Here is a 22,020-nt window from a genome sequence, read left to right on the forward strand (position 1 = left end):
GCGCAGGGGACGCTGCAAGTACGTCCATGTAAGCTCGGTCGCCGCATCCATGCGGCTCACGCCCCTGCGCAGCCCACCTGCCCGACCACGGACAGTTTCCGTGCGCGTCCGCCACGGAAAATCAAAAAAAGAAAATCTAAGTCAAAAGCCGATCGCTTCGCTCGCATCCATGCATGGCATGGATCTACCGAAGCGGGCAGTCGCATCGCGCGAGCTAGGCACAGGTGCGCCGCGATCTGTCAGGGGTGGAGCGGTGTGGGCTTGCAGGACCGCAGGCGCCATGGATGGCGCCTACGAGCCCCCATGGGTGAGGGCGCTTTGCTTGCGAAGCACTGCTTCGCAAGCGCCCGAACGCACAGCCGCCAGCGGCTGGGCCGGCCTGGGGGTTCACGGCGTGTCCTGCATAGCCACACCGTACCGCCAAACCAACAGTCCAACCGCCGCTCTTGCTCCTGCAGTTGCTTCGGCCGTTGCCTCAGCGGGTCCCGGGCCGCAGGCCCGGGCAACAGAAAACCTACCGGTCGTCGCGCAGTTCGCCACCCGGCAGGAACACCCAGGTGCGGGTCACCTGCAGGATATCCACGCCATCATCGGTCTTCGGCAACGCCGGGAACGGCTGCGCCAGCTGGATCACCCGCAGCGCCGCCTCATCCAGCAACGGCGTGCCGCTGGTTTTCAGGATGCGGCTGCTTTCCACGCTGCCATCGCGGCGCACCCCCACGCTGATCACCACCTGGCCAGCCAGCCGGCGCTGGCGCGCCTCGTCCGGGTAGTTCAGGTTGCCCACCTGCTCGGCGCGGTCCACCCATGCGCGCAGGTAATTGGCATAGGCATATTCGCGCGTGCTGGCCGAAACGAACTTGCGGTTCGGACGCTTGGCGTACTGCGCCGAGCGCAGGTGCACCTCGGCAGCCAGCCGGGCCATTTCCGCATCGCGCTGCTCGCGCGCGGTCTGCGCCGCGTCCGGGGTCGGTTCCAGCGGGGTGGGGCGGGCCTGCGCCTGCGCCACGGTGTCCTCGCCATTGCGGCTGCTGACCACCCGCGCCTGCGGCGGCGGCACCGGCGCGGCCGACTGCTGTTGCTGCGGCACCGGGCTCAGCCCGGTCTGCGCCTGCGGCACGATGCCGGTCTGGTTGTCACGCGGGCGTTGCGCGCGGTCGTGCTCGCCGCCGCCTTGCTGGCTGGCCTCCGCCAGGAAATCGGCCTGCTTCGGCGTCAGTGCCGTGCGGGTCTGGCTGAAGATCACTTCCAGCGTCGGCACCAGCGGTGCCTCGCCCTTCACGGCAAAGCCCACGCCCAGGATCAGCAGGGCGTGGACGATGACCGACAGGGCAAGGGTGGCCCCCAGCCGCTGCGCTTCGCGCGGCGGCGGGGCGAGCACGGCGGACGCGGCGTCCATCAGCGCAGGCCGGCCTCGATCGCGTCGAACAGGGTGCCGGCGATGTTCAGGCCGTACTGCGCGTCCAGCTCGCGCACGCAGGTCGGGCTGGTCACGTTCACTTCGGTCAGGTAATCACCGATTACGTCCAGGCCGACGAAGCGCATGCCGCGGCGCTTCATTTCCGGCCCGACCTGGGCGGCGATCCAGCGGTCACGCTCGCTCAGCGGGCGGCCTTCGCCGCGGCCACCGGCGGCCAGGTTGCCGCGGAACTCGTCACCCTGCGGGATGCGCGCCAGGCAGTAGTCCACCGGCTCGCCGTCGACCAGCAGGATGCGCTTGTCGCCGGCAGTGATGTCAGGAATGAACTTCTGGGCCAGCGCCAGCTTGCGGCCGCCGTCGGTCAGGGTTTCCAGGATCACGTTCAGGTTCGGGTCGCCCTGGCCGCTGCGGAAGATCGAGCGGCCGCCCATGCCGTCCAGTGGCTTCAGCACGGCCTGGCCGTGTTCCAGGGCGAAGGCTTTCAGTGCCTTGGCGTCGCGGCTGACCAGGGTCGGCGGGCAGCACTGCGGGAACAGCAGGGCGGCCAGCTTCTCGTTGTAGTCGCGCAGGCCCTGCGGGTTGTTGACCACGCAGGCACCGGCGGCGGCGGCCACGTCCAGCACCTGGGTGTCATAGACGTATTCGGCATCGACCGGAGGGTCCTTGCGCATCAGCACGATCTGGCCGGGGCCGAACGCGGTGCGGCTGAATGCGCCAATTTCGTACCAGCCGGAGGGGTCGTCGCGGACCTGCAGCGGAGCGGTCTGGGCCACCGCCACGCCGCCTTCCAGGGCCAGGCCGCCGGGCCGCACATAGTGCAGGGCATGGCCGCGGCGCTGGGCTTCCAGCAGCATGGCGAAGGTGGTGTCCTTGGCGATCTTGATGTGGGCGATGGGGTCCATCACCACGATGACGTTCAACGGCATGGGTGCACCTGTCAGGCAAGGCGTTGATGGTAGCGGCAACGCCCCCCGCGTGCCTGCCCGGGGTGCTGCAACGCTGCGTCCGTCCAGCCGTCTGCGCAGTCATTGCCAAACCTGTCACGTTCAGCAGGCCGGCATCCCAAGCGCCGTGGGCGGCGCTTGAAGCGGGCGCGGGAAGTGCGATATAGATACGCCTTCGTAGCGGCCCCCAGCACAGAAGGGTCGCGCGCTTGGGGAAAGGCAATGACTGAAAACACGACTGCGGGCGGGGAGCTCGCAGGACTCCGGGTGATGGTCATCGATGACTCGAAGACCATCCGCCGGACTGCGGAAACGCTGCTGAAGCGCGAAGGCTGCGAAGTGGTGACTGCGACCGATGGCTTCGAGGCCTTGGCCAAGATCGCCGACCAGCAGCCACAGATCATCTTCGTGGACATCATGATGCCCCGTCTCGACGGGTATCAGACCTGCGCGCTGATCAAGGGCAACCAGCTGTTCAAGGCAACGCCGGTCATCATGCTGTCCTCCAAGGACGGCCTGTTCGACAAGGCCCGCGGACGCATCGTCGGCTCGGAACAGTACCTGACCAAGCCTTTCACGCGGGAAGAACTGCTGGGTGCCATCCGCACATACGTCAACGCCTGACCAGGGGGAAAGGCACAATGGCTCGTATCGTCCTGATCGAGGATTCACCGACCGACCGCGCGGTGTTCACCCAGTGGCTGCGCCGTGCCGGCCACGAGGTGCTGGAAGCGGACAACGCCGAGGATGGCCTGCAGCTGGTGCGTGACCAGGTTCCGCAGCTGGTGCTGATGGACGTGGTCCTGCCCGGCATGAGCGGCTTCCAGGCCACCCGCGCGATGTCGCGCGATGCGGCGATCAAGCACATCCCGGTGATCATCGTCAGCACCAAGGCGATGGAGACCGACAAGGCATGGGGCCTGCGCCAGGGCGCGGCCGATTACATCGTCAAGCCGCCGCGCGAGGAAGACCTGATCGCGCGGATCAACGAACTGGTGGCCTGATGCGTTCGCCCTTCGACATTCTTGAAGCCTACGAACGGCGCAGCCTGTCCCATGCGGTGCAGCTGCCCGGGCGGCAGTTCGCCGAGGACCTCTGGCGTGGCGTCGGCTTCCGCGTGGGCCAGCGCCGGCTGGTGTCCGATTTCCGCGAAGTGGTGGAAATCGTGCCGATGCCGCCGGTGACCCCGGTGCCCTGCGCGCAGCCCTGGCTGCTGGGCGTGGGCAACCTGCGCGGCAACCTGTTCCCGGTGGTCGACCTGAAGTACTTCCTGGAAGGCACGCGCACCGTGCAGCAGGAAGGCCAGCGCGTGCTGATCATGCGCCAGGCCGGCGGCGACGTCGCCCTGACCATCGACGAGCTGTTCGGCCAGCGCAGTTTCGAACTGGGCCAGCAGGTCCAGGCCGGCACCCTGGCCGAAGGCCGCTACGGTCATTTCGTCGATCGCGCCTTCCATGCCGACGGCCACGACTGGGGCGTGTTCTCGCTCTCGTTGCTGTCGCGCACCCCTGAATTCCGGCAAGCCGCGGCCTGAGGCCGGGCAACGCCCCCTGCATTGAAGATCGAGGTTGAACGATGAGTACTGCTTCGGACGCTCCCAAGACCGGCAAGCTGCGGCTGGGCGGCAGCAACCTCTGGCTGGCCCTGCTGGCCCTGTCCATGATCCTGTTCGGTGTGAATACCGGCGTGTCCACCTGGCAGGGCAGCCGCCTGGCCGATGCCGGTTCCAAGGCCGCCGACCTGCAGGTGCTCTCGCAGCAGCTGGCCAACCAGGGCCGTGATGCCGTGGGCGGCAACGCGCAGGCGTTCACCGCCTTCAAGGCCACCCGCAACGCCATCGAAGAGAACGTGTCGACGCTGCAGGGCCGCTACGGCAACGAACCGGGCGTGTCCAAGGCGATCACCACGCTGTCCGACACCTGGGCCCCGCTGGGCAAGCAGGCCGGCCAGCTGGTCGCCAGCGAGCCGGCGGTGCTGGCGCTGGCCGGCAACGCCAACAACTTCACCGGCGCGGTGCCGGGCCTGCAGGCCCAGTTGAACGAGCTGGTGCGCGCGATGTCCGCTTCCGGTGCACCCGCATCGCAGGTGTACAGCGCCCTGCAGCAGGTCGTGGTGGCCGGTTCGATGGCCCGTCGCGTGACCGAAATGCGCGCCGGTGGCGCCGCTGCGGCTGCCTCGGGCGACGCCCTGGCCCGCGACATCACCGTGTTCTCGCAGGTGCTCGATGGCCTGCGCAACGGTAACGAAGACCTCGGCATCACTGCCGTGCGCGGTGCCGGTGCGGTCGCTGCGCTGGAACAGTCGCAGCAGAAGTGGGAAGCGATGAAGCAGGACGCCGACGCGATCCTGGCCAGCTCGCGCCAGCTGTTCGCCGCGCAGTCCGCCGCCAACGCGCTGGGCCAGGGCTCCTCGCGGATGCTGGACGACAGCCGCAAGCTGTTCGAGGCGTTCTCCTCGTTCGGCTCGGTGTCCGATACCCGCCTGTTCCCGAACTTCTGGATCGGTGTCATCTCCGGTGCGCTGTCGCTGATCGCGATCATCGGCTTCGTTTCCACCAGCGTGCGCAGCCGTTCGCGCGAGCAGGAACTGCGCTACCAGACCCAGGTGGAGTTCAACAGCCGCAACCAGCAGGCGATCATGCGGCTGCTGGACGAAATCTCCTCGCTCGGTGAGGGTGACCTGACCGTCAAGGCTTCGGTGACCGAGGACATGACTGGCGCCATCGCGGACGCCATCAACTACGCCGTGGACGAACTGCGCCACCTGGTGACCACCATCAACGACACCTCGGCCAAGGTCGCGGTGTCCACCCAGGAAACCCAGGCCACCGCGATGCAGCTGGCAGAGGCGGCGGGCCACCAGGCCAACCAGATCACCTCGGCCTCGGACCGCATCGGCGAAATCGCGGCGAGCATCGAACAGGTGTCGCGCAACTCGGCCGAGTCCGCCGACGTGGCACAGCGCTCGGTGGTCATCGCCGCCGAGGGTGCCGGCGTGGTCCGCGAGACCATCCAGGGCATGGACCAGATCCGCGACCAGATCCAGGAAACCTCCAAGCGCATCAAGCGCCTGGGTGAGTCCTCGCAGGAGATCGGCTCGATCGTGGAACTGATCAACGACATTTCCGAACAAACCAACATCCTGGCGTTGAACGCGGCCGTGCAGGCAGCGTCGGCCGGTGAAGCCGGTCGCGGTTTCGCGGTCGTGGCCGACGAAGTGCAGCGCCTGGCAGAACGTACCTCGGGTGCGACCCGACGCATCGAAAACCTGGTCCAGGCCATTCAGGCCGATACCAACGAAGCGGTGACCTCGATGGAGCAGACCACCGCTGAAGTGGTCTCCGGTGCGCGCCTGGCCGAGGACGCCGGTACCGCACTGACCGAGATCGAGCGCGTGTCCAACGCCCTCAACACCCTCATCAAGAACATCTCCATCGCCGCCCAGCAGCAGTCCGCTGCGGCCTCGGACATCACCCGCACGATGGGCGTGATCCGCCAGATCACCGGCCAGACCTCGCAGGGTGCCGGACAGACCGCCGAGTCGATCGGCCACCTGGCGCAGTTGGCGGCCGACCTGCGTCGTTCGGTCGCCGACTTCAAGCTGCCGGCGTGACGCGGGCAGGGCGGCGAGCAAGGAATCATTCGATGAAGCATTTCCATTTCCCACGCCAGAACACGCGCGGCCTCCGCGCGGCGGCGACCGGAGCGCGTCCATGAGCAGCCTGCGCGATGCGATGAGCCATGCAGCGCTGGGCTGGGTCAAGCCGGAGCTGGACGAGACCCTGCGCCAGGTGCGGCACGAGGTCGAGTACTTCGTCGAGGACCCGGCCGACGGCAGCCGCATGCGCATCTGCGCCGGCTACCTGCACCAGGTGCAGGGCACCCTGCGCATGGTCGAGCTGTATGCCCCGGCGATGGTGGCCGAGGAACTGGAACAGCTGGCCGTGGCCGTCGGCGAAGGCCGCGTGGCCGACCGCGATGAAGCCTGCGCCACGCTGATGCGTGGCAGCGTGCTGCTGCCCGATTACCTGGAACGCCTGCAGAACGGCCACCGCGATATTCCGATCGTGCTGATGCCGCTGCTGAACGAGATCCGTGCCGCGCGTGGCGAAGAAGGCGTCAATGACAGCGTGCTGTTCGCCTTCGCGCCGGACAGCGTCAGCGCCACCGAGGCCGAGCTGGACCACGCCCGTGGCAGCCTGAGCGGCCGCAACCGAGAGCTGCTCGATACGGTCGGCAGCGCGGTCAAGGAAGAACTGCTCCAGGTCAAGGATGCCCTGGACCTGCACCTGCGTACCGGCGGTGCGCCGCAGCAGCTGCAGGAACAGGTGACCAAGCTGGGTGCCGTCGGCGACACGCTGGGCATGATGGGCCTGGGCGCGGCCCGCGGCGTGGTCGCGCAGCAGCGCGATGCGCTGCTTGCCGTGGTCGAAGGCCGCCAGCAGATCGACGAAGACATGCTGCTGGATATCGCCGGCGCGCTGCTCTATGTCGATGCGTCGCTGGACGACCAGGTCGCCCACCTGGGCGCCGGTGGCAGTGGCGAGGACGACCCGAGCGCGGTGGAGAACCGGCGCACGGTCGAAGTGCTGGCGCACGAGGCGATCGCCAATTTCGCCGCCGCCCGCGAGCATTTCGTCGCCTTCATCGAAACCAGCTGGAACCATGCCGAACTGCAGGACGTGCCGCGCCTGCTGGGCGACGTGTCCGGCGCGCTGCGCATGCTCGACCTGGGCACCGCCGCCGATTACCTGCGCGGCGTGCAGCAGTACATCGAGGCCGAACTGATCGGCCGCCAGCGCGTGCCCAGTGGCCGCCAGCTGGACACGCTGGCCGATGCCATGGCCAGCCTGGAATACTACCTGGAAGCGCTGCGTGACCGCCGCCCGGGTCGCGAGGACATCCTCGACATTACCCGCAGCAGCCTGGAAGCCCTGCGCTACTGGCCGTTGCCCGAGCGCAGCAGCACCGCAGCCGAGACCGAGGCCGACGCGGATCCGCTGCGGCCGATCGAGCGCGAGAGTGTGCCGCTGGCCGCCGCTGCGCTGCAGCTGGAGCCGGTGGAGATCGCCGTGCAGCCTGCCGCACCGGCGCCGGGCGAGATCCCGCCGCCGCTGCCAGACTTCACCTTCGATCCGCTGCCGGCTGCGCCGGTGGCCGACAACAGCCTGATGTTCGGCGCGCTGGGCGGGCAGGACATCGCCGCATCCACGCCGGAGCAGGCCGAACCGGCACCGTTGCTGTTCGCCGCCTCCACCGCGCCGGTGCCGAGCGTGCCACAGTGGGAGCTGGGCAGCCATGACGCCGCGCCCGTCGCCGATGAGCGCGCACCGACCTTCAACAGTTTCGATCCGGTCAGCTTCGAGCACGACGGTGCGGCCCAGAACGTCGCCCCGCAGTGGTCGTTGTCCGGCGTCGCAGAGGCGCAGGCCGATGATGGCGACGCGCTGGTGCTGGAAGACAGCGTCGAGGACTTCGGCGTTGCCGCGCTGGACGACGCCGCAGGCGCTTCGCTGGAGCTGGCGGCTGTGCAGGTGTTCGATCCGGTGGCTGCCGAGCATGATGGCCCGGCAGTGCTGGCCGACGAGGTGGTATTCCACTTCGACAACAGCGCACTGGACAACGCCGAAGACGTGTTGTCGCTGCAGGCGATGGAAACGCTGTCGCTGGACGGGGAAGACGACGCGCAGCTGCCTGTGCTGGAGATCGTCGACGCCGTTGAAGCCGCGCCGGTCGAGGTACTGGAGCTGGAGTCCACCGCGACGATCGAGCCCGTCGAGCAGATCGACATGGCCGATGTGGTTGCCGAAGCGGCGCCGGTTGAAATGATCGAGGCCCTGGCCACGGCCGCCGCGCCTGCCGCGACCGTGTCCCTGATCGACGTCGATACCATCGCGCCGATCGATTTCAGCGAGGCCGATGCGCAGTTCTTCGCCGAACTGAGTGCGGCTGCGGCCGAGTTCAATCCGCAGGCTGCGCCGGCGACGCCGGCACCGGAAGTCGCTGCCGTGGCTGCCGAAGCCACCGGCTTCGAAGCGGGCTTCGACGACGATGCCGAGAACATCGACCAGGATATCCGCGAGGTGTTCCTGGAAGAGTTCGATGACGAGATGGGCAATCTCGGCACGCTGCTGCCGGCCTGGCGCATGCAGCCGGACAACATGGACCGGCTGCGTCCGATCCGCCGCATCTTCCACACCCTCAAGGGCAGTGGTCGCCTGGTCGGCGCCCGCACCCTGGGCGAGTTCGCCTGGAAGATCGAGGGCATGCTCAACCGCGTGCTCGATGGCAGTCGTGCGGCCACCCCGGCCGTGCTGGCGATGGTCGACCATGCCAACACCGCGCTGCCGCAGCTGAATGCCGCGCTGCGCGATGGCCAGCGCGTGACCGTGGACCTGCAGGCTATGCAGGCCATCGCCGACCGCGTGGCCGCCGGTGAGGAAACCTTCTACGTGCCGCTGCCGGTGGCTGCCGCACCGCAGCCGGTGGCGCAGGCCGAAGTGGTGGCCGACGTGCCGGTGCTGGACGACGCCGCTGCCGTGGAAGATTCGCTTGCCGCCGACACCGTGGCCGAGCTGGCCGGTACGCCAGCCAACATCGACAGCGTGCTGCGCGAGATCCTGGAAGCCGAGGTGGAAGTCCACCTTGCGACCCTGCAGCAGTGGCTGCACTCGGCGCAGCAGGCCGAGCAGCCGGTGAACGATGCGCTGCTGCGGGCCGTGCACACCATGAACGGCGCCTTCGCGATGACCGAAGTGCCGGAAATCACTGCCGTTACCGGTGCCGCCGAGTCCTACATCAAGCGAGCGCTGGCCGCCGAAGTGGTGCCGGGCGCCGAGGCGCTGGGTGCGCTGGATGCCACCGCGCAGGCGATCAGCTCCACCATGGACGCGCTGCAGGCCGAACAGCCGCGCATCGCGCCGCAGGCCGAGCTGGCACAGCGCCTGCAGGCGCTGGCCGGTGAACTGCCGGAAGCGCGCTGGCCGATGGTCGGTCTGGAAATGGACGACGAAGATTTCGACGACGTCGACTTCGAAGCCGAAGCCAAAGCCGAAGCCGAAGCCGAAGCCGAAGCGAATCCCGCCGACATCGGCATGGTCGATGTGCAGCAACCTGCCGTGGCCGAAACGAAGGTCGTGGCTGACATTGAAGCGTCTGCCGACGCCGCCGTACCGGTGGCCGAAGCCGGGGTCGAAGCCGAAGCCGCGCCCGACGCCGGTGTGGAGGCTGCCGAACTGACTGGTGGCGAAGACCTGTCACGCTACTTCGACGCCGGCTGGCCGTCGATGCCGGAGGCCGCTGCTTCGCTGCCGACGGTGATCGAAGCGGACACTGCCGTTGAAGCCATCGAAGCCGATGACGTTGCTGAAATCGCTGACACCGTGCAGGACACCGCTGAAACCGCGCCGGTTGCGATCGATGTGGATGCCGCCGGCCTGACCGCGGTCGACGATCTGTCGCCGTACCTGGACGCCAGCGCGCTGCCGGTGGATGACCGCGATCTGGAAGACGCTGGCGTTGCGGCGGAAGATGACGCAATTGCCCTGAGCCCGCTGCCGCAGGCGCCGGTTGTTGAGGCGGTTGACGAAGACATCGAGGCATTGGCGCTCGACAGCGACGCACCCAGCCTTCAGGATGAAGTGGCTGTGCCGGGCTTCGCAGAACCGGTCACGCTGGAGGCCGCGCTCGAAGCCGGCCTGCACGTGATCGAGGACGAACAGGCGCCGGACGAGGACGGCCAGTGGCCGGTACTTGGCCTGCAGGCCAGCGAACTCGCGCCGGGCGAGGGGGAAGCCTTTGCCGAGGATGCGGACGTCGGCGGGGAGGCGGCGGTCGGTGAAGGAGAGAGCGCCGACCTGCCGTCCCCGGCGACGGTGAATGACGACGTGTTGGTTGACGACGTGACCGACGAGGTTACCGAGGTGGCCGCACCGGTGCGCCTGTTCGAGATGGAAGAGGCGCCGGGCCACAGCCAGGATGCCGCCGAAGCCACGGTCGTCGCAGCCGAAGCCGTTGAACCGGAAGCCATCGAAGCCGAGTCCGTCGAAGCCGACGCCGATCAGCTCGACTTCACTGTCTACGACCGCGAGCTCGTCGACATCTTCGTCGAGGAAGGCAAGGACCTGCTCGACCATTGCGATGGCCTGATCAGCGAACTGCGCGATACACCGCAGGACCGCGAAGTGGTGGCCGGCCTGCAGCGCGACCTGCACACGCTCAAGGGCGGTGCACGCATGGCCGGCATCAATGCCATCGGTGACCTCGGCCACAGCATCGAATCGCTGCTGGAAGCCGTGGCCGCTGGCCGCACCGAAATCGAACGTCCTGACGTGCAGCTGCTGGAGCGTGGTTTCGATCGCCTGCACCAGCTGCTGACCCGCACCGGTGACCACCGCGTGGTCGAGCCGCCGCAGGATCTGGTGGACGCCTTTGAAGCGCGCACCCGCAGCGATGCTGCCGCCGCTGCCAAGGCTGCTGCAGCCAGCAGCGACCCGGCTGACGAGGCACCGGTGGCGACCGCGCCGCTGGCCCTGGCTGATGCGCCACTGTCGGCACCGCTGCCGGTGGAAGGCGCGCCTGAGGAAGATCCGCTGTCGCGTCCGCAGCAGGAACAGGTGCGCGTGCGCGCCGACCTGCTCGACCGCCTGGTCAACCACGCCGGTGAAGTGGCGATCTACCGCTCGCGCCTGGAGCAGCAGCTGGGTGCCTTCCGTGGCGCCATGGGCGAACTGGAGCGCACCAATGCGCGACTGCGCGACCAGCTGCGTCGACTCGACCTGGAAACCGAGGCGCAGATCGTCGCCCGCTACCAGCGCGAGCAGGACCAGGCCGACCAGAAGTTCGATCCGCTGGAGCTGGACCGTTTCTCCACCCTGCAGCAGCTCAGCCGTGCGCTGAACGAATCGGCAGCCGACCTTGGCGGCCTGCAGGGCGTGCTGGACGACCTGTCGCGCCAGTACGATTCGCTCCTGCAGCAGCAGTCGCGTGTCAGTTCTGAGCTGCAGGACGGCCTGATGCGTGCGCGCATGGTGCCGTTCGACGGCCTGGTGCCGCGCCTGCGTCGTGTCGTCCGCCAGGCCGGCATGGACACCAGCAAGCAGGTGCACCTGACCCTCGAAGGTACCCACGGCGAACTGGACCGCAACGTCCTGGACCGCATGGTCGCGCCGCTGGAGCACATGCTGCGCAACTCGGTGGCCCATGGTCTGGAAGCACCGGAACAGCGTCGCGCCGCCGGCAAGCCGGAAGAAGGCGAGATCGCCATCCGCCTGCACCGCGAAGGCTCGGAAATCGTGCTGGAAGTGGCCGATGACGGTGCCGGCCTGGACCGCGAGGCAATCCGTCGCCGCGCCATCGACCGCGGCCTGCTGGCCGCCGATGCGTCGCCGAACGAGCAGGAGCTGGACAGCCTGATCTTCGCAGCCGGCTTCTCCACCGCCGACCAGGTCAGCCAGCTGGCCGGCCGCGGCGTGGGCATGGACGTGGTGCGCAACGAAGTGCGCCAGCTCGGTGGCTCGGTCGACATCCAGTCGGTGCGTGGCCAGGGCGTGCGCTTCACCCTGCGCCTGCCGCAGACCCTGGCCGTCACCCAGGCCGTGTTCGTGCAGATCGGCGAAACCACATTTGCCGTGCCGGTGGCGTCGGTCAGTGGCATCGGCCGCCTGTCGCGCGAGCGTTTCGAAGCCGCCGACAGCAGCTACCGCTACAGCGGCGAAGACTATCCGCTGTACGACCTGGGCAGCCTGGTCGGCCAGGCCCCGGCGCGCGCCGACGGCCAGGACCAGGTGCCGCTGCTGCTGGTCCGCGCCGGCGACCTGCGTGCCGCCGTGGCGATCGACCAGGTGCTGGGCAACCGCGAAATCGTGGTGAAGCCGGTCGGCCTGCAGATCGCTTCGGTGCCGGGTATCTACGGTGCCACCATCACCGGCGATGGCCGCGTGGTGGTCATCCTCGACGTGGCCCCGCTGGTGCGCCGTTACCTGGCCAACCCGATCGCGCCGGTGCAGGACAACGCGCCGCGCCTGGAGCGCCAGGTACCGCTGGTGATGGTGGTCGACGATTCGCTGACCATGCGCAAGGTGACCGGCCGCATCCTGGAACGCCACAACTTCGAGGTCAGCGTTGCCCGCGACGGCGTCGAGGCCCTGGAGCAGCTGGAAGAGCGCGTGCCCGACCTGATGCTGCTGGACATCGAAATGCCGCGCATGGACGGTTACGAGCTGGCCACCGCGATGCGTGCCGACGCGCGCTACAAGGACGTGCCGATCGTGATGATCACCTCGCGCAGCGGTGACAAGCATCGCCAGCGCGCCTTCGAGATCGGCGTGCAGCGCTACCTGGGCAAGCCGTACCAGGAGCTGGACCTGATGCGTAACGTGTATGACCTGCTGGGGATCGCCCGTGTCCGTGAGTGACGTCAATCCGGTTCCGGCCGTTGCCCTGCTGGCCCGCCCGGGCGCTGCACGCGAGCGCCTGCGCGAGGCGCTTTCGCATGCCGATGTGCAGATCGTGCTGGAAGATGACCCGACCACGCTGGAGCCGCAGGCGCTGGCCGATGCGCATCCGCAGTTCGTGGTGATCGCCCTGGAAGCCGCCATCGAGGACCCGCTGGAGCGGCTGGAGCCGGCATTGTCGGCACCGGGCCTGACCCTGGTATTCGACGAAGCCGAACTGGCCGCGCGCCGCGACGGCTGGGAAGCGCAGCGCTGGGGCCGCCATCTGTCGGCCAAGCTGCACGGCCACCAGCAGGTGCTGCCGCCGGGCGCCGAAGACGAACCCAGCCTGCAGCTGGAACCGGGCCGGCCTTCGCTGCCGCCGGTACCGCCGAAGGACGAGGTCCTGCACGCGCACATGGAGCAGGCCCAGGACTGGGCCGGCGACGTGCCGGCCGACAGCCTGTACACCACACCTGCACCGCCTGCGACGTTCGCTGAACCGATGTCGCTGGAACAGCACCTGGCCGCGTTGCAGGCGCACACGCCGGAGCCCGCTGCCGATGCGGCGGAGGCGCCGGCGGACGATGCGCCCGTGCCGCCGCCGGCGGCCTTCGATCACACTGCCTGGTCGCTGGTCGACGAGGCCGCTGATACACCGGCCGCTGCCGCGCCCACCCGCGGCGAGCCGGTGGCGGCACCAGCGTTCGACACCGGCCACCTGAGCCTGGTCGACCTGGATGCCGGCCTGCCTGCCGGCGCACGCGCCGGCGTGCTGCTGGTGCTGGCCGGCATCGGTGGACCCGATGCGCTGCGCCGCCTGCTGGGCGCGCTGCCGACCGGGCTGGCCGTGCCGGTGCTGGTGCACATGCGCCTGGACGGGGGCCGCTACGGCAACCTGGTCAAGCAGATGGCACGGGTATCGCCGCTGCCGGTGCAATTGGCCGAGGCCGGCCGCCGCGCGACGGCGGGCGAGGTCCACATCCTGTCCGACGACATCGGCGTGCGTGCCGCCGCCGATGGCCTGCATTTCCAGACCGACCCGCTGGGTATCTCGATTGCCGCGCTGCCGGCCGAACACAGTGCCCTGGTCCTGCTCAGTGGCGCCGACCTGGCCCATGTCGGCCCGGCCCTGGACCTGGCCGAGGCCGGCGCCTGGGTGGCAGGGCAGGTGGGTGAAGGCTGCTATGACCCCGCCGCGGCAACCGCCGTGGTCGCTGCCGGCATGGTGGCCGGTGAACCGCAGGAACTGGCGCAGGCCATCGCCGCGCGCTGGGCCGTGGACGAGGACAACGGAGAGACGCCATGAGCTACGCAAACAACGATGAGATCCGTGGCGTCCTGATCCAGTCCGGTGGCGAGCGTGTGCTGCTGCCCAATGCAACGGTGGCCGAAATGATGTCGCGCGTGGCGGTGGAACCGGTGGCCGATGCGCCGCGCTGGTTGGTCGGGCAGATCGCCTGGCACGGCTGGCAGGTGCCGCTGCTGTCCTTCGCCCGCCTGTCCGGGCTGGGCGAAGAAGTGGTGGGCGGGCACAACAAGGTCGTGGTGCTGAAGGCTCTCAGCGGCAACGCGCAGCGCCCGTACTACGCGCTGCTGACGCAGAACTTCCCGCAGCTGATCTCGGTGCCGCGCGACGGCCTGCTGGCCGACGCTTCGGAAGAAACCCTGCCGGAGATCGTGCACATGCGCGTGCTGCTGGGTGAAAAAAGCGCGCTGCTGCCCAACCTGGACGCGCTGGAATCGGCGCTGGATTCGCTGGCCGCCTGACAATCCGCCGGGCATGGCCCGGCGCTACCGAAGCGTGGTAGCGCCGGGCCGTGCCCGGCGAGCGAAGCGGTCACGGTGATCCGTCGCCTTACCCCAGATCCCCCAGCCGCGCCTGCAGCGCCGCGATCGCGGCCAGGCCGGCGGTTTCCGTGCGCAGGATGCGCGGCCCCAGCTGCAGGCCCTGGAAGCCCGCAGCGGCCAGTTGGTCACGGTCACGCGGTGACCAGCCTCCCTCCGGGCCGATCGCGATCACGATGCCGCCCGCAGGCGCTGCTGCCAGCGTCGACAACCGGTGCGCCCCCTGCGGGTCCAGCGTCAGCCGCAGCGTATCGGCAGGCAGCGTCGCCGCCGCCTGCGCCAGCGAGAGCGGCGAACCCACCTGCGGGATGCGCGCGCGCCCGGACTGCCCGCAGGCCGAGGTCACCACATTGTTCCAGTGCGCCACGCGCTTTTCGGCACGCGCCGCGTCCAGCTTCACCTCGGTCCGCTCGGCATTCACCGGCACGATGGCGCTGACGCCCAGCTCGGTGGCCTTCTGCAGGATCAGGTCCATCTTCTCGCCACGGGCAATGCCCTGCAGCAGGGTGATCGCCAGTGGCGATTCGTTGTTTACCGCCTGCACCGCGTCGATGCGCACCTGCACCTCGCGCTTGCTGGCCACGGTCAGGGTGGCGCTGTAGTCGTGGCCATCGCCGTTGAACAGCACGCAGGTATCGCCCTCGCGCAGGCGCATCACCCGCACCAGGTGGTTGGCCGTCTCTTCCGGCAGGGTCACGGTCTGGCCGCTGTGCAGCGCCAGGTCGATGGGACAGCGGGTCACGCGCATGCAATCGCCTCCTCGATGGCTGCCAGCGTGGTATGTGCCAGCAACTCCAGTTGTTCGTCATCCACGCAGTAAGGTGGCATCCAGTACAGCACGTCGCCCAGCGGGCGCAGTACCACGCCGCGCTTCAGCGCGGCCTTGTAGGCGTGCAGGCCAAGCCGCAGCGCCGGGTTGAACGGGGTCCGCCGGTTGCCGCCGCGCGACAGCTCGAAGGCCACCACCATGCCCGCCTGGCGCACGTCGGCCACGTGCGGGTGGTCGGCGAAGGGCGCGGCCAGCGTGCCCATCACCGCGGCGGTGCCGCGGTTGCGCGCGATCACGTCCTCGTCGCGGAAGATGTCCAGCGTGGCCAGTGCAGCCGCACACGCCAGCGGGTTGCCGGTGTAGCTGTGCGAATGCAGGAAGGCGCGCTCGCGCGAATCATCGAGGAAGGCGTCGTACAGCGCCTGCGTGGCCAGCACCGCGGCCAGCGGCAGAAAGCCGCCGGTCAGGCCCTTGGACAGGCACATCAGGTCGGGCATCACCCCGCCCTGTTCGCAGGCGAACATCGTGCCGGTGCGGCCGAAGCCGGTGGCGATCTCATCGGCGATCATGAACGCGCCGTGCGCATCGCACAGCTCGCGCACGCGCTGCAGGTAGACCGGGTCATGCATGCGCATGCCGCCGGCGCACTGCAGGCGCGGTTCCAGGATCACCGCGCAGATCTCGCCGGAGTGCTGGTCGAACAGGGTGGCCAGGCCGTCGGCGGCCTGCCGCGCATGGTCGGCGGCGCTCTGCCCCGGTTCGGCCAGATAGGCATCGGGGGAGGGTGCGAACAGGCCCTCGGCCAGCAGCGGCGCGTAGACGCGGCGGTACAGCGGGATGTCGCCCAGCGCCAGCGCGCCCAGGGTCTCGCCGTGGTAGCCGTTTTCCAGCGCGATGAAGCGCGTGCGCCGGGTCTCGCCGCGGTTCTGGAAGTACTGGAAGGCCATCTTCAGTGCCACTTCCACCCCGGCCGAGCCGTTGTCGGCGTAGAACACCTTGGACAGCGGCGCGCGCCCGGGCTGGCGCGGTGACAGCGCCAGCAGGCGCTCGGCCAGGAGGATCGCCGGTTCATGACTGAACCCGGCCAGCATCACCTGCTCCAGCTGACCGGCCTGGGCGGCGATGGCCGCGCCGATGCGCGGTTCGGCATGACCGAACAGATTCGTCCACCAGCTGCTGACCGCGTCCAGGTAGCGGTTGCCGTCGTGGTCGATCAGCCAGACGCCCTGGCCACGCGCGATCGGCACCAGCGGCAGGGTGTCCGGATGCTCGCGCATCTGCGTGCACGGGTGCCACAGCACCTGCAGGTCGCGTTGCCGCCACTGCCGGGCCAGCGGGGAGGGGGTTGGGTCTGCTAGCATTTCGGGCTCATGAACATGTTGCTGCCTGCACATTCTATCGGCCCCGGCGCACGCGCCGGCCGCCGCGGAGATTCCGCATGAACGACGACCGCAGCGGCCGTCGCCTGCCGATCATTCACCGGATCACCGACGAGGAGAACGGCCCGTTCCAGCGCCAGCACCTGGACCTGGAGTTCTCCAACGGTGAACACCGCCGTTTCGAACGCCTGGTCAGCCGTGGCCATGGTGCCGTGGTGGTGGTGCCGATGCTGGACGAGGAGACCGTGCTGCTGGTGCGTGAATACGCCGCTGGCGTGCACCGCTACGAGCTGGGCCTGGTCAAGGGCCGCATCGATGCCGGTGAAACCCCTGAACAGGCCGCCGACCGCGAACTGAAGGAAGAGGCCGGCTACGGCGCGCGCCAGGTCGACGTGCTGCGCGCGATGACCCTGGCGCCGACCTACATGAGCCACCAGTCGTGGCTGGTGGTGGCGCGCGACCTGTACCCCGAAAAGCTGCCCGGCGACGAGCCGGAAGAGCTGGAAGTGGTGCCGTGGAAGCTGGCCGAGCTGGACCAGCTGATGCTGCGCGAGGACTTCTCGGAAGGGCGCTCGCTGGCCGCGCTGTTCATCGCGCGCCAGTGGCTGCAGGAACGCCGATGATCAAGCTGACCACCGAGCTGCGCGAGACCACGATCGCCATCGCCCAGGAAGCGGGGCAGGCGATCATGCAGGTCTACAGCGATGGTTTCGACGTCACCCTGAAGGCCGACGACAGCCCGGTGACCGCCGCAGATCTCGCCGCTGACCGGATCATCCAGCAGGGCCTGCGCCAACTGACCCCCGACCTGCCGATCCTCTCCGAGGAATCGGCGCTGGTGCCGTGGGAGCAGCGCCAGCACTGGGGCGCCTACTGGCTGGTCGACCCGCTGGATGGCACCCGCGAATTCGTAAAGCGCAACGGCGAGTTCAGCGTCAACATCGCGCTGATCTACCAGGGCGCGCCGGCCTTCGGCGTGGTCCAGGCGCCGGTGACCGGCATCGTCTGGCACGCCATGCGTGGCGAGCTGGCCTACCGCCGCCAGGGCCTGCACGACAGCGTGCTGCGCACCCGCACGCCGGCCACCGCGCCGCTGCGGGTGGCAGCCAGCCGCTCGCACCGTTCGCCGGAAACCATCGCCCTGCTCGAACGCATGGGCGACATCGAAACGGTGGCGCAGGGCTCCTCGCTGAAGTTCTGCCGCATCGCCGAAGGCGGGCTGGACGTATACCCGCGCCTTGGCCCGACCTCCGAATGGGATACTGCTGCCGGCCAGTGCGTGCTGCACGCGGCCGGTGGCGCGGTGCTCTCGGCCAGTAGTGGCAAGCCGTTCCGCTACAACCGCCGCAGCACCCTGCTGAACGGTGATTTCATCGCCCTTGGCGACACCAGCCTGCCGTGGCGGGACTGGCTGTCCGACTGACACTGGAGCCCGCATGAGCGACACCCCCACCGCCGGCAGTGCCGCCAGCACCGAACTGGAGCGCCTGCTGGCGATCATGGCGCGCCTGCGCGATCCGCAGGGCGGCTGCCCCTGGGACCTGGAGCAGAACTTCGCCACCATCGCCCCGTACACCATTGAAGAGGCCTACGAGGTCGCCGATGCGATCGACCGCGGCGACCTGGACGACCTCTGCGACGAGCTGGGCGACCTGCTGCTGCAGGTGGTGTTCCATGCGCGCATGGCCGAGGAGCAGGGCGCATTCGCCTTCGCCGAAGTGGCGCGCGCGATCAGCGACAAGATGCAGCGCCGCCATCCGCATGTGTTTGCCGATGTCAGCGTGGACGATGCCGATGGCGTGATGCGCAACTGGGAGGCGATCAAGCGCGCCGAGCGCGCGGCCAAGGGCGACCAGGACACGTCGGCGCTGGCCGGGATCTCGCGCGGGCTGCCCGAATGGCAGCGTGCGGTGAAGCTGCAGTCGCGCGCGGCCAAGGTCGGCTTCGACTGGCCCGGCCCGCTGCCCGTGCTGGACAAGGCCGCTGAAGAACTGCAGGAACTGCGCGAGGAATTCGAGCGCGGCGACATCGCGGGCAACAAGGCGCGGCTGCAGGAAGAGCTGGGTGACCTGCTGTTCGTCTGCGCCAACCTGGCCCGCCATGCCGACATCGACCTGGGCGCGGCGCTGCGTGGTGCCAACCACAAGTTCGAACGCCGCTTCCGCGCCATGGAAGCGCAGGCGGGCGCGCAGGGCGAAAGCCTGGCCGCGCTCGACCTGGATGCGCAGGAAGCGCTGTGGCAGCACGCCAAGGCCGCCGAGAAGGCGTGAAGACCCTCGCCCTGTTCCTGCTGACCGCACTGGCCGAGATCGTTGGCTGCTACCTGCCGTGGCTGTGGCTGCGCAAGGGCGGCAGCGTGTGGCTGCTGCTGCCGGCCGCGGCCAGCCTGGCCCTGTTCGCCTGGCTGCTGACCCTGCACCCCACCGCCAGCGGCCGCGTGTATGCCGCCTACGGTGGCGTGTACATCGGTACCGCTCTGTTCTGGCTGTGGCTGGTCGATGGCATCCGTCCCAGCCGCTGGGACGTGCTGGGCGCCGCACTGTGCCTGGCCGGAATGGCCGTGATCATGTTCGGGCCGCGCCATCCGGTGTGATGGCGGCTGTTGGTTTTGTGTAGAGCCGAGCCATGCTCGGCTGCCTTCGATCCTCTGTAGAGCCGAGCCATGCTCGGCTGGCTCTGCCAAAAGCACTCGAGCATGACTCGACTCTACAAAAACGGGTCACCACCTGATCCGGCCGCGCAGGATGTCAGCGAACATCACCCAGTCGCCGACGAATGAGTACAGCGGGTGGCGGAAGGTGGCCGGGCGGTTTTTCTCGAAGAAGAAATGGCCGACCCAAGCGAACCCATAGCCGCATGCCAGTGCCGCCAGCAGCAGCATCGGCTGGCCGCGCAGCAGCGCTGCGGCCACCAGCAGCAGTACGCCACAACTGCCGATGAAGTGCAGGCGCCGCGAGACCGGATGGCGGTGCTCGTCCAGGTAGAACGGGTAGAACTCGCGGAAGCTGGCGAAGCGGGACATGCACGTGATCCGGGCGATGACCGATTACATCATGCGCCTTGCCATGCTCGGCTGCTTCGGCCAGAACAAGCCGAGCATGGCTCGGCTCCACAGGCAGCAACGGCAGCCGAGCATGGCTCGGCTCTACAGGAGGCAACGGCAGCCGAGCATGGCTCGGCTCTACAGGCAGCAACGGCAGCCGAGCATGGCTCGGCTCTACAGTTTCCGCCTCAGCGCGGGGCCTCGCACCCCAGCATCTTCAAATCGATCGCTTCGGCCATGCGCCGGTAGCCTTCGTCGTTCGGATGCAGGTGATCGCGGGTGATGTTGGCCGGCAGCGATTCCGGCTGCTTCGGGTCGCGCAGCGCTGCATCGAAATCGACCACGCCATCGAAGCCGCTGTCCTTGCCGCGCGCCCACTGGTTGATCGAGGCGCGGGTGGTGGCCGAGACCGGGTCGTAGCGCTCGGAGCCGCCGAACGGCGTCAGCGTGCCCAGGTAGGCGCGGATGCCATGCGCGTGCAGGCGCGCGGCCACCTGCTGGTAACCCAGCAGCATGTCCGGTGCGTTGCGCCCGGGCAGCGGCTGCGCACCGCCGCCGTGGCGGATGTCATTGATGCCTTCGAACAGGATCACCTGGTCGGCGTCGGCCACCGCGATCGCGTCGCGGTCCAGGCGTGACAGCGCACTGTGGCTGCGGCCATGGTCCAGCAGCTTGTTGCCACTGATGCCCTGGTTGAGCACCACGAAGCGGTCCGGACAGGCCTGCTGCAGGCGCTGCGCCAGCCGCTCCGGCCACTGGTTGAACGAACCGCGCGTGGCGGTCGCGCCTTCGGTGATCGAATCACCCAACGCCACAATGACCGACGGCCGCTGCTCACGCTGCACCATCACCGCCGAAAACACATTCTGCTGGTAGCTGACGCGCACCGTGTCGGTTACCGCCTCCTGTCTGCCGTCGGCCACGCGCACCACGGTACGCCGCACCGCGGGCCGGGTCGGCTGCGGGAAGTACGCGGTCACGCTGACCTCCTGCAGTGCCGCCACCGGCAGTACCACCGGATCACTCAGCAGCGCGGCACCCACCGGTACGTCGATGGCACGGCGGCCATCGACGGTGACTGGCAGCGCCGCGGCCCTGCCATCCTTCAGGCGCACGCGGATGTCTTCGACATGCAGCAGTGCATCGCCCAGCTCGTTGCTGATGCGCAGGCGCAACGCCTCGCCACGGCTGCCGACCCGGATGTCCTGGCGCACGGTCTGCGCGGCGAACTGTACCGGTGCCTCTGGCTTCCCGTCCTTGCGGTCCGGTGCCGGTGAAGCGGTCCAGGCGGTCACCCAGACCGGAGCGGCCTGGGCGACGGGGGCGGCCACGGCAGCGCCGATGGCCAGCGAAAGCAGGGTGATCCAGCGCTGCATGGCAGGTGTCCGCTCAGGTCAGGAGAAGTAGGTGCCGCCGTTGACGTCCAGGTTCGCACCGGTGATGAACGCCGCTGCATCGGAGGCCAGGAACACCGCCGCATCGGCGGCTTCGTCCGGCACGCCCTGCCGGCGCAGCGGGGTGTTGCCGGCAACGGCGGTGCGCACTTCCGGCTTGGTGAATTCATCATGGAAACGGGTGGCGATCATGCCGCAGCACAGCGCGTTCACGCGGATGCCCTTCGGCCCCAGTTCCTTGGCCATGGCGCGGGTGAAGGTCATCACCGCGGCCTTGGCGGTGGCGTAGATCGACGCGCCCGGGCCACCGCCATCGCGGCCGGCCTGCGAAGCGAAATTGACGATGGCCGCGCCTTCGCCCATGTGCGGCACCACCGCGTGGGTGGTCAGGTAGGTCGAGGTCAGGTTGAGGTCCATCACCGTGTGGAAGAACGCCGGGTCGATCTCGGCCAGCGGGCGGCGCTGCACCATGCCGCCGGCCACGTTCACCAGCAGATCGATGCGCTCGCCGAACGCGGCCTGGGTCGCGGCGACGAGCCCGGCCACGGCTGCGGCATCGGTCACGTCGGCGCGGTGCACGATGGCCTGGCCACCGGCGGCCTGGATCTGCGCCAGCGTTTCATTGGCGCTGGCTTCATCGTTGGCGTAGTTGATGCAGACGCGTGCGCCGGCGGCGGCCAGCTTGATCGAGACGGCACGGCCGATATCACGGCCACCACCGGTGACGATGGCCACCTTGTCCTGGAACGACATGCGGGAAACTCCTTGGTTTGCGGGGGAATGAAAGGGAA

General features: G+C 68.8%; 18 protein-coding genes. 11 read left to right on the forward strand and 7 right to left on the reverse strand.

The window, feature by feature from the left end; genetic code table 11:
- Positions 1-514: 514 nt before the first annotated feature.
- Both AC1VXD_RS10410 and gshB read right to left on the reverse strand, forming a co-directional pair.
- Complete coding sequence (locus AC1VXD_RS10410; protein WP_482992005.1) at positions 515-1,399, reverse strand: energy transducer TonB family protein; 885 nt, start codon at positions 1,397-1,399, stop codon at positions 515-517.
- On the reverse strand, positions 1,399-2,346 hold the full coding sequence (gene gshB / locus AC1VXD_RS10415; RefSeq protein ID WP_482992006.1) for a glutathione synthase: 948 nt from the start codon (positions 2,344-2,346) through the stop codon (positions 1,399-1,401). The genes AC1VXD_RS10410 and gshB overlap by 1 nt, the downstream gene beginning before the upstream one ends.
- Positions 2,347-2,586: 240 nt before the next feature.
- On the opposite strand from gshB, the gene pilG reads away from it, so the two are divergent.
- The 7 genes from pilG to AC1VXD_RS10450 all read left to right on the forward strand — a co-directional run bounded on the left by pilG (position 2,587) and on the right by AC1VXD_RS10450 (position 14,566).
- Entirely contained in the window at positions 2,587-2,988 is a 402-nt protein-coding gene (gene pilG, locus AC1VXD_RS10420; RefSeq protein WP_005418455.1) for a twitching motility response regulator PilG, read from the forward strand.
- 17 nt (positions 2,989-3,005) lie between these two features.
- Positions 3,006-3,368, forward strand: coding sequence for a response regulator (locus tag AC1VXD_RS10425; protein WP_108769692.1), 363 nt, complete (start codon positions 3,006-3,008; stop codon positions 3,366-3,368).
- The gene (locus tag AC1VXD_RS10430; RefSeq protein WP_150455356.1) at positions 3,368-3,898 is read left to right on the forward strand and encodes a chemotaxis protein CheW; all 531 of its coding nucleotides are present in this window, start codon (positions 3,368-3,370) and stop codon (positions 3,896-3,898) included. Before AC1VXD_RS10425 ends, AC1VXD_RS10430 begins: the two co-directional genes overlap by 1 nt.
- Positions 3,899-3,939: 41 nt before the next feature.
- A complete protein-coding gene (locus AC1VXD_RS10435) occupies positions 3,940-5,976 on the forward strand; it encodes a methyl-accepting chemotaxis protein (protein ID WP_150455357.1) in 2,037 nt (678 codons plus the stop codon).
- A 100-nt stretch (positions 5,977-6,076) separates the two neighbouring features.
- Positions 6,077-12,778: a hybrid sensor histidine kinase/response regulator gene (locus AC1VXD_RS10440; protein ID WP_482992007.1), complete on the forward strand. Its 6,702-nt coding sequence runs from the start codon at positions 6,077-6,079 to the stop codon at positions 12,776-12,778.
- Positions 12,765-14,105, forward strand: a complete 1,341-nt coding sequence (locus AC1VXD_RS10445; RefSeq protein ID WP_482992008.1) for a chemotaxis protein CheB — start codon at positions 12,765-12,767, stop codon at positions 14,103-14,105. Before AC1VXD_RS10440 ends, AC1VXD_RS10445 begins: the two co-directional genes overlap by 14 nt.
- Positions 14,102-14,566 carry a chemotaxis protein CheW gene (locus AC1VXD_RS10450; RefSeq protein ID WP_367380079.1) on the forward strand — a complete coding sequence of 155 codons (465 nt, stop codon included), beginning with the start codon at positions 14,102-14,104 and terminating at the stop codon, positions 14,564-14,566. The genes AC1VXD_RS10445 and AC1VXD_RS10450 overlap by 4 nt, the downstream gene beginning before the upstream one ends.
- A gap of 88 nt (positions 14,567-14,654) precedes the next feature.
- Here AC1VXD_RS10450 and AC1VXD_RS10455 read toward each other — a convergent pair whose 3' ends face one another.
- Together AC1VXD_RS10455 and bioA are read right to left on the reverse strand one after the other, a co-directional pair.
- Positions 14,655-15,392, reverse strand: a complete 738-nt coding sequence (locus tag AC1VXD_RS10455; RefSeq protein ID WP_482992009.1) for a 16S rRNA (uracil(1498)-N(3))-methyltransferase — start codon at positions 15,390-15,392, stop codon at positions 14,655-14,657.
- Positions 15,383-16,774 carry an adenosylmethionine--8-amino-7-oxononanoate transaminase gene (gene bioA, locus AC1VXD_RS10460; RefSeq protein ID WP_482992010.1) on the reverse strand — a complete coding sequence of 464 codons (1,392 nt, stop codon included), beginning with the start codon at positions 16,772-16,774 and terminating at the stop codon, positions 15,383-15,385. The genes AC1VXD_RS10455 and bioA overlap by 10 nt, the downstream gene beginning before the upstream one ends.
- Positions 16,775-16,851: 77 nt before the next feature.
- Here bioA and nudE point away from each other — a divergent pair, with 77 nt between their 5' ends.
- Genes nudE through AC1VXD_RS10480 form a run of 4 tightly spaced genes read left to right on the forward strand, consistent with a single transcriptional unit; the run spans position 16,852 to position 19,385 of the window.
- Complete coding sequence (nudE, locus tag AC1VXD_RS10465; RefSeq protein ID WP_482992011.1) at positions 16,852-17,415, forward strand: ADP compounds hydrolase NudE; 564 nt, start codon at positions 16,852-16,854, stop codon at positions 17,413-17,415.
- The gene (cysQ, locus tag AC1VXD_RS10470) at positions 17,412-18,215 is read left to right on the forward strand and encodes a 3'(2'),5'-bisphosphate nucleotidase CysQ (protein WP_482992012.1); all 804 of its coding nucleotides are present in this window, start codon (positions 17,412-17,414) and stop codon (positions 18,213-18,215) included. Before nudE ends, cysQ begins: the two co-directional genes overlap by 4 nt.
- A 13-nt stretch (positions 18,216-18,228) precedes the next feature.
- The gene (gene mazG / locus AC1VXD_RS10475; protein WP_482992013.1) at positions 18,229-19,062 is read left to right on the forward strand and encodes a nucleoside triphosphate pyrophosphohydrolase; all 834 of its coding nucleotides are present in this window, start codon (positions 18,229-18,231) and stop codon (positions 19,060-19,062) included.
- Positions 19,059-19,385, forward strand: a complete 327-nt coding sequence (locus AC1VXD_RS10480; protein ID WP_482992014.1) for a YnfA family protein — start codon at positions 19,059-19,061, stop codon at positions 19,383-19,385. Before mazG ends, AC1VXD_RS10480 begins: the two co-directional genes overlap by 4 nt.
- Before the next feature lie 126 nt (positions 19,386-19,511).
- Here AC1VXD_RS10480 and AC1VXD_RS10485 read toward each other — a convergent pair whose 3' ends face one another.
- The 3 genes from AC1VXD_RS10485 to AC1VXD_RS10495 form a co-directional block, all read right to left on the reverse strand.
- Positions 19,512-19,814, reverse strand: coding sequence for an Mpo1-like protein (locus AC1VXD_RS10485; RefSeq protein WP_108757977.1), 303 nt, complete (start codon positions 19,812-19,814; stop codon positions 19,512-19,514).
- 209 nt (positions 19,815-20,023) lie between these two features.
- A complete protein-coding gene (locus AC1VXD_RS10490; protein ID WP_482992015.1) occupies positions 20,024-21,211 on the reverse strand; it encodes a GDSL-type esterase/lipase family protein in 1,188 nt (395 codons plus the stop codon).
- Positions 21,212-21,229: 18 nt separating this feature from the next.
- The gene (locus AC1VXD_RS10495; protein ID WP_079222850.1) at positions 21,230-21,982 is read right to left on the reverse strand and encodes an SDR family NAD(P)-dependent oxidoreductase; all 753 of its coding nucleotides are present in this window, start codon (positions 21,980-21,982) and stop codon (positions 21,230-21,232) included.
- Positions 21,983-22,020 lie beyond the last annotated feature (38 nt).

The sequence above is a fragment of the Stenotrophomonas sp. STEN054 genome (genome assembly GCF_056854535.1).

What these genes read in the sequence shown, in the direction of transcription:
- AC1VXD_RS10410 (WP_482992005.1), bottom strand. Translation starts at nt 1,399, where the DNA reads ATGGACGCCGCGTCCGCCGTGCTCGCCCCGCCGCCGCGCGAAGCGCAG.
- gshB (WP_482992006.1), bottom strand. Translation starts at nt 2,346, where the DNA reads ATGCCGTTGAACGTCATCGTGGTGATGGACCCCATCGCCCACATCAAG.
- pilG (WP_005418455.1), top strand. Translation starts at nt 2,587, where the DNA reads ATGACTGAAAACACGACTGCGGGCGGGGAGCTCGCAGGACTCCGGGTG.
- AC1VXD_RS10425 (WP_108769692.1), top strand. Translation starts at nt 3,006, where the DNA reads ATGGCTCGTATCGTCCTGATCGAGGATTCACCGACCGACCGCGCGGTG.
- AC1VXD_RS10430 (WP_150455356.1), top strand. Translation starts at nt 3,368, where the DNA reads ATGCGTTCGCCCTTCGACATTCTTGAAGCCTACGAACGGCGCAGCCTG.
- AC1VXD_RS10435 (WP_150455357.1), top strand. Translation starts at nt 3,940, where the DNA reads ATGAGTACTGCTTCGGACGCTCCCAAGACCGGCAAGCTGCGGCTGGGC.
- AC1VXD_RS10440 (WP_482992007.1), top strand. Translation starts at nt 6,077, where the DNA reads ATGAGCAGCCTGCGCGATGCGATGAGCCATGCAGCGCTGGGCTGGGTC.
- AC1VXD_RS10450 (WP_367380079.1), top strand. Translation starts at nt 14,102, where the DNA reads ATGAGCTACGCAAACAACGATGAGATCCGTGGCGTCCTGATCCAGTCC.
- AC1VXD_RS10455 (WP_482992009.1), bottom strand. Translation starts at nt 15,392, where the DNA reads ATGCGCGTGACCCGCTGTCCCATCGACCTGGCGCTGCACAGCGGCCAG.
- bioA (WP_482992010.1), bottom strand. Translation starts at nt 16,774, where the DNA reads ATGCTAGCAGACCCAACCCCCTCCCCGCTGGCCCGGCAGTGGCGGCAA.
- nudE (WP_482992011.1), top strand. Translation starts at nt 16,852, where the DNA reads ATGAACGACGACCGCAGCGGCCGTCGCCTGCCGATCATTCACCGGATC.
- cysQ (WP_482992012.1), top strand. Translation starts at nt 17,412, where the DNA reads ATGATCAAGCTGACCACCGAGCTGCGCGAGACCACGATCGCCATCGCC.
- mazG (WP_482992013.1), top strand. Translation starts at nt 18,229, where the DNA reads ATGAGCGACACCCCCACCGCCGGCAGTGCCGCCAGCACCGAACTGGAG.
- AC1VXD_RS10485 (WP_108757977.1), bottom strand. Translation starts at nt 19,814, where the DNA reads ATGTCCCGCTTCGCCAGCTTCCGCGAGTTCTACCCGTTCTACCTGGAC.
- AC1VXD_RS10490 (WP_482992015.1), bottom strand. Translation starts at nt 21,211, where the DNA reads ATGCAGCGCTGGATCACCCTGCTTTCGCTGGCCATCGGCGCTGCCGTG.
- AC1VXD_RS10495 (WP_079222850.1), bottom strand. Translation starts at nt 21,982, where the DNA reads ATGTCGTTCCAGGACAAGGTGGCCATCGTCACCGGTGGTGGCCGTGAT.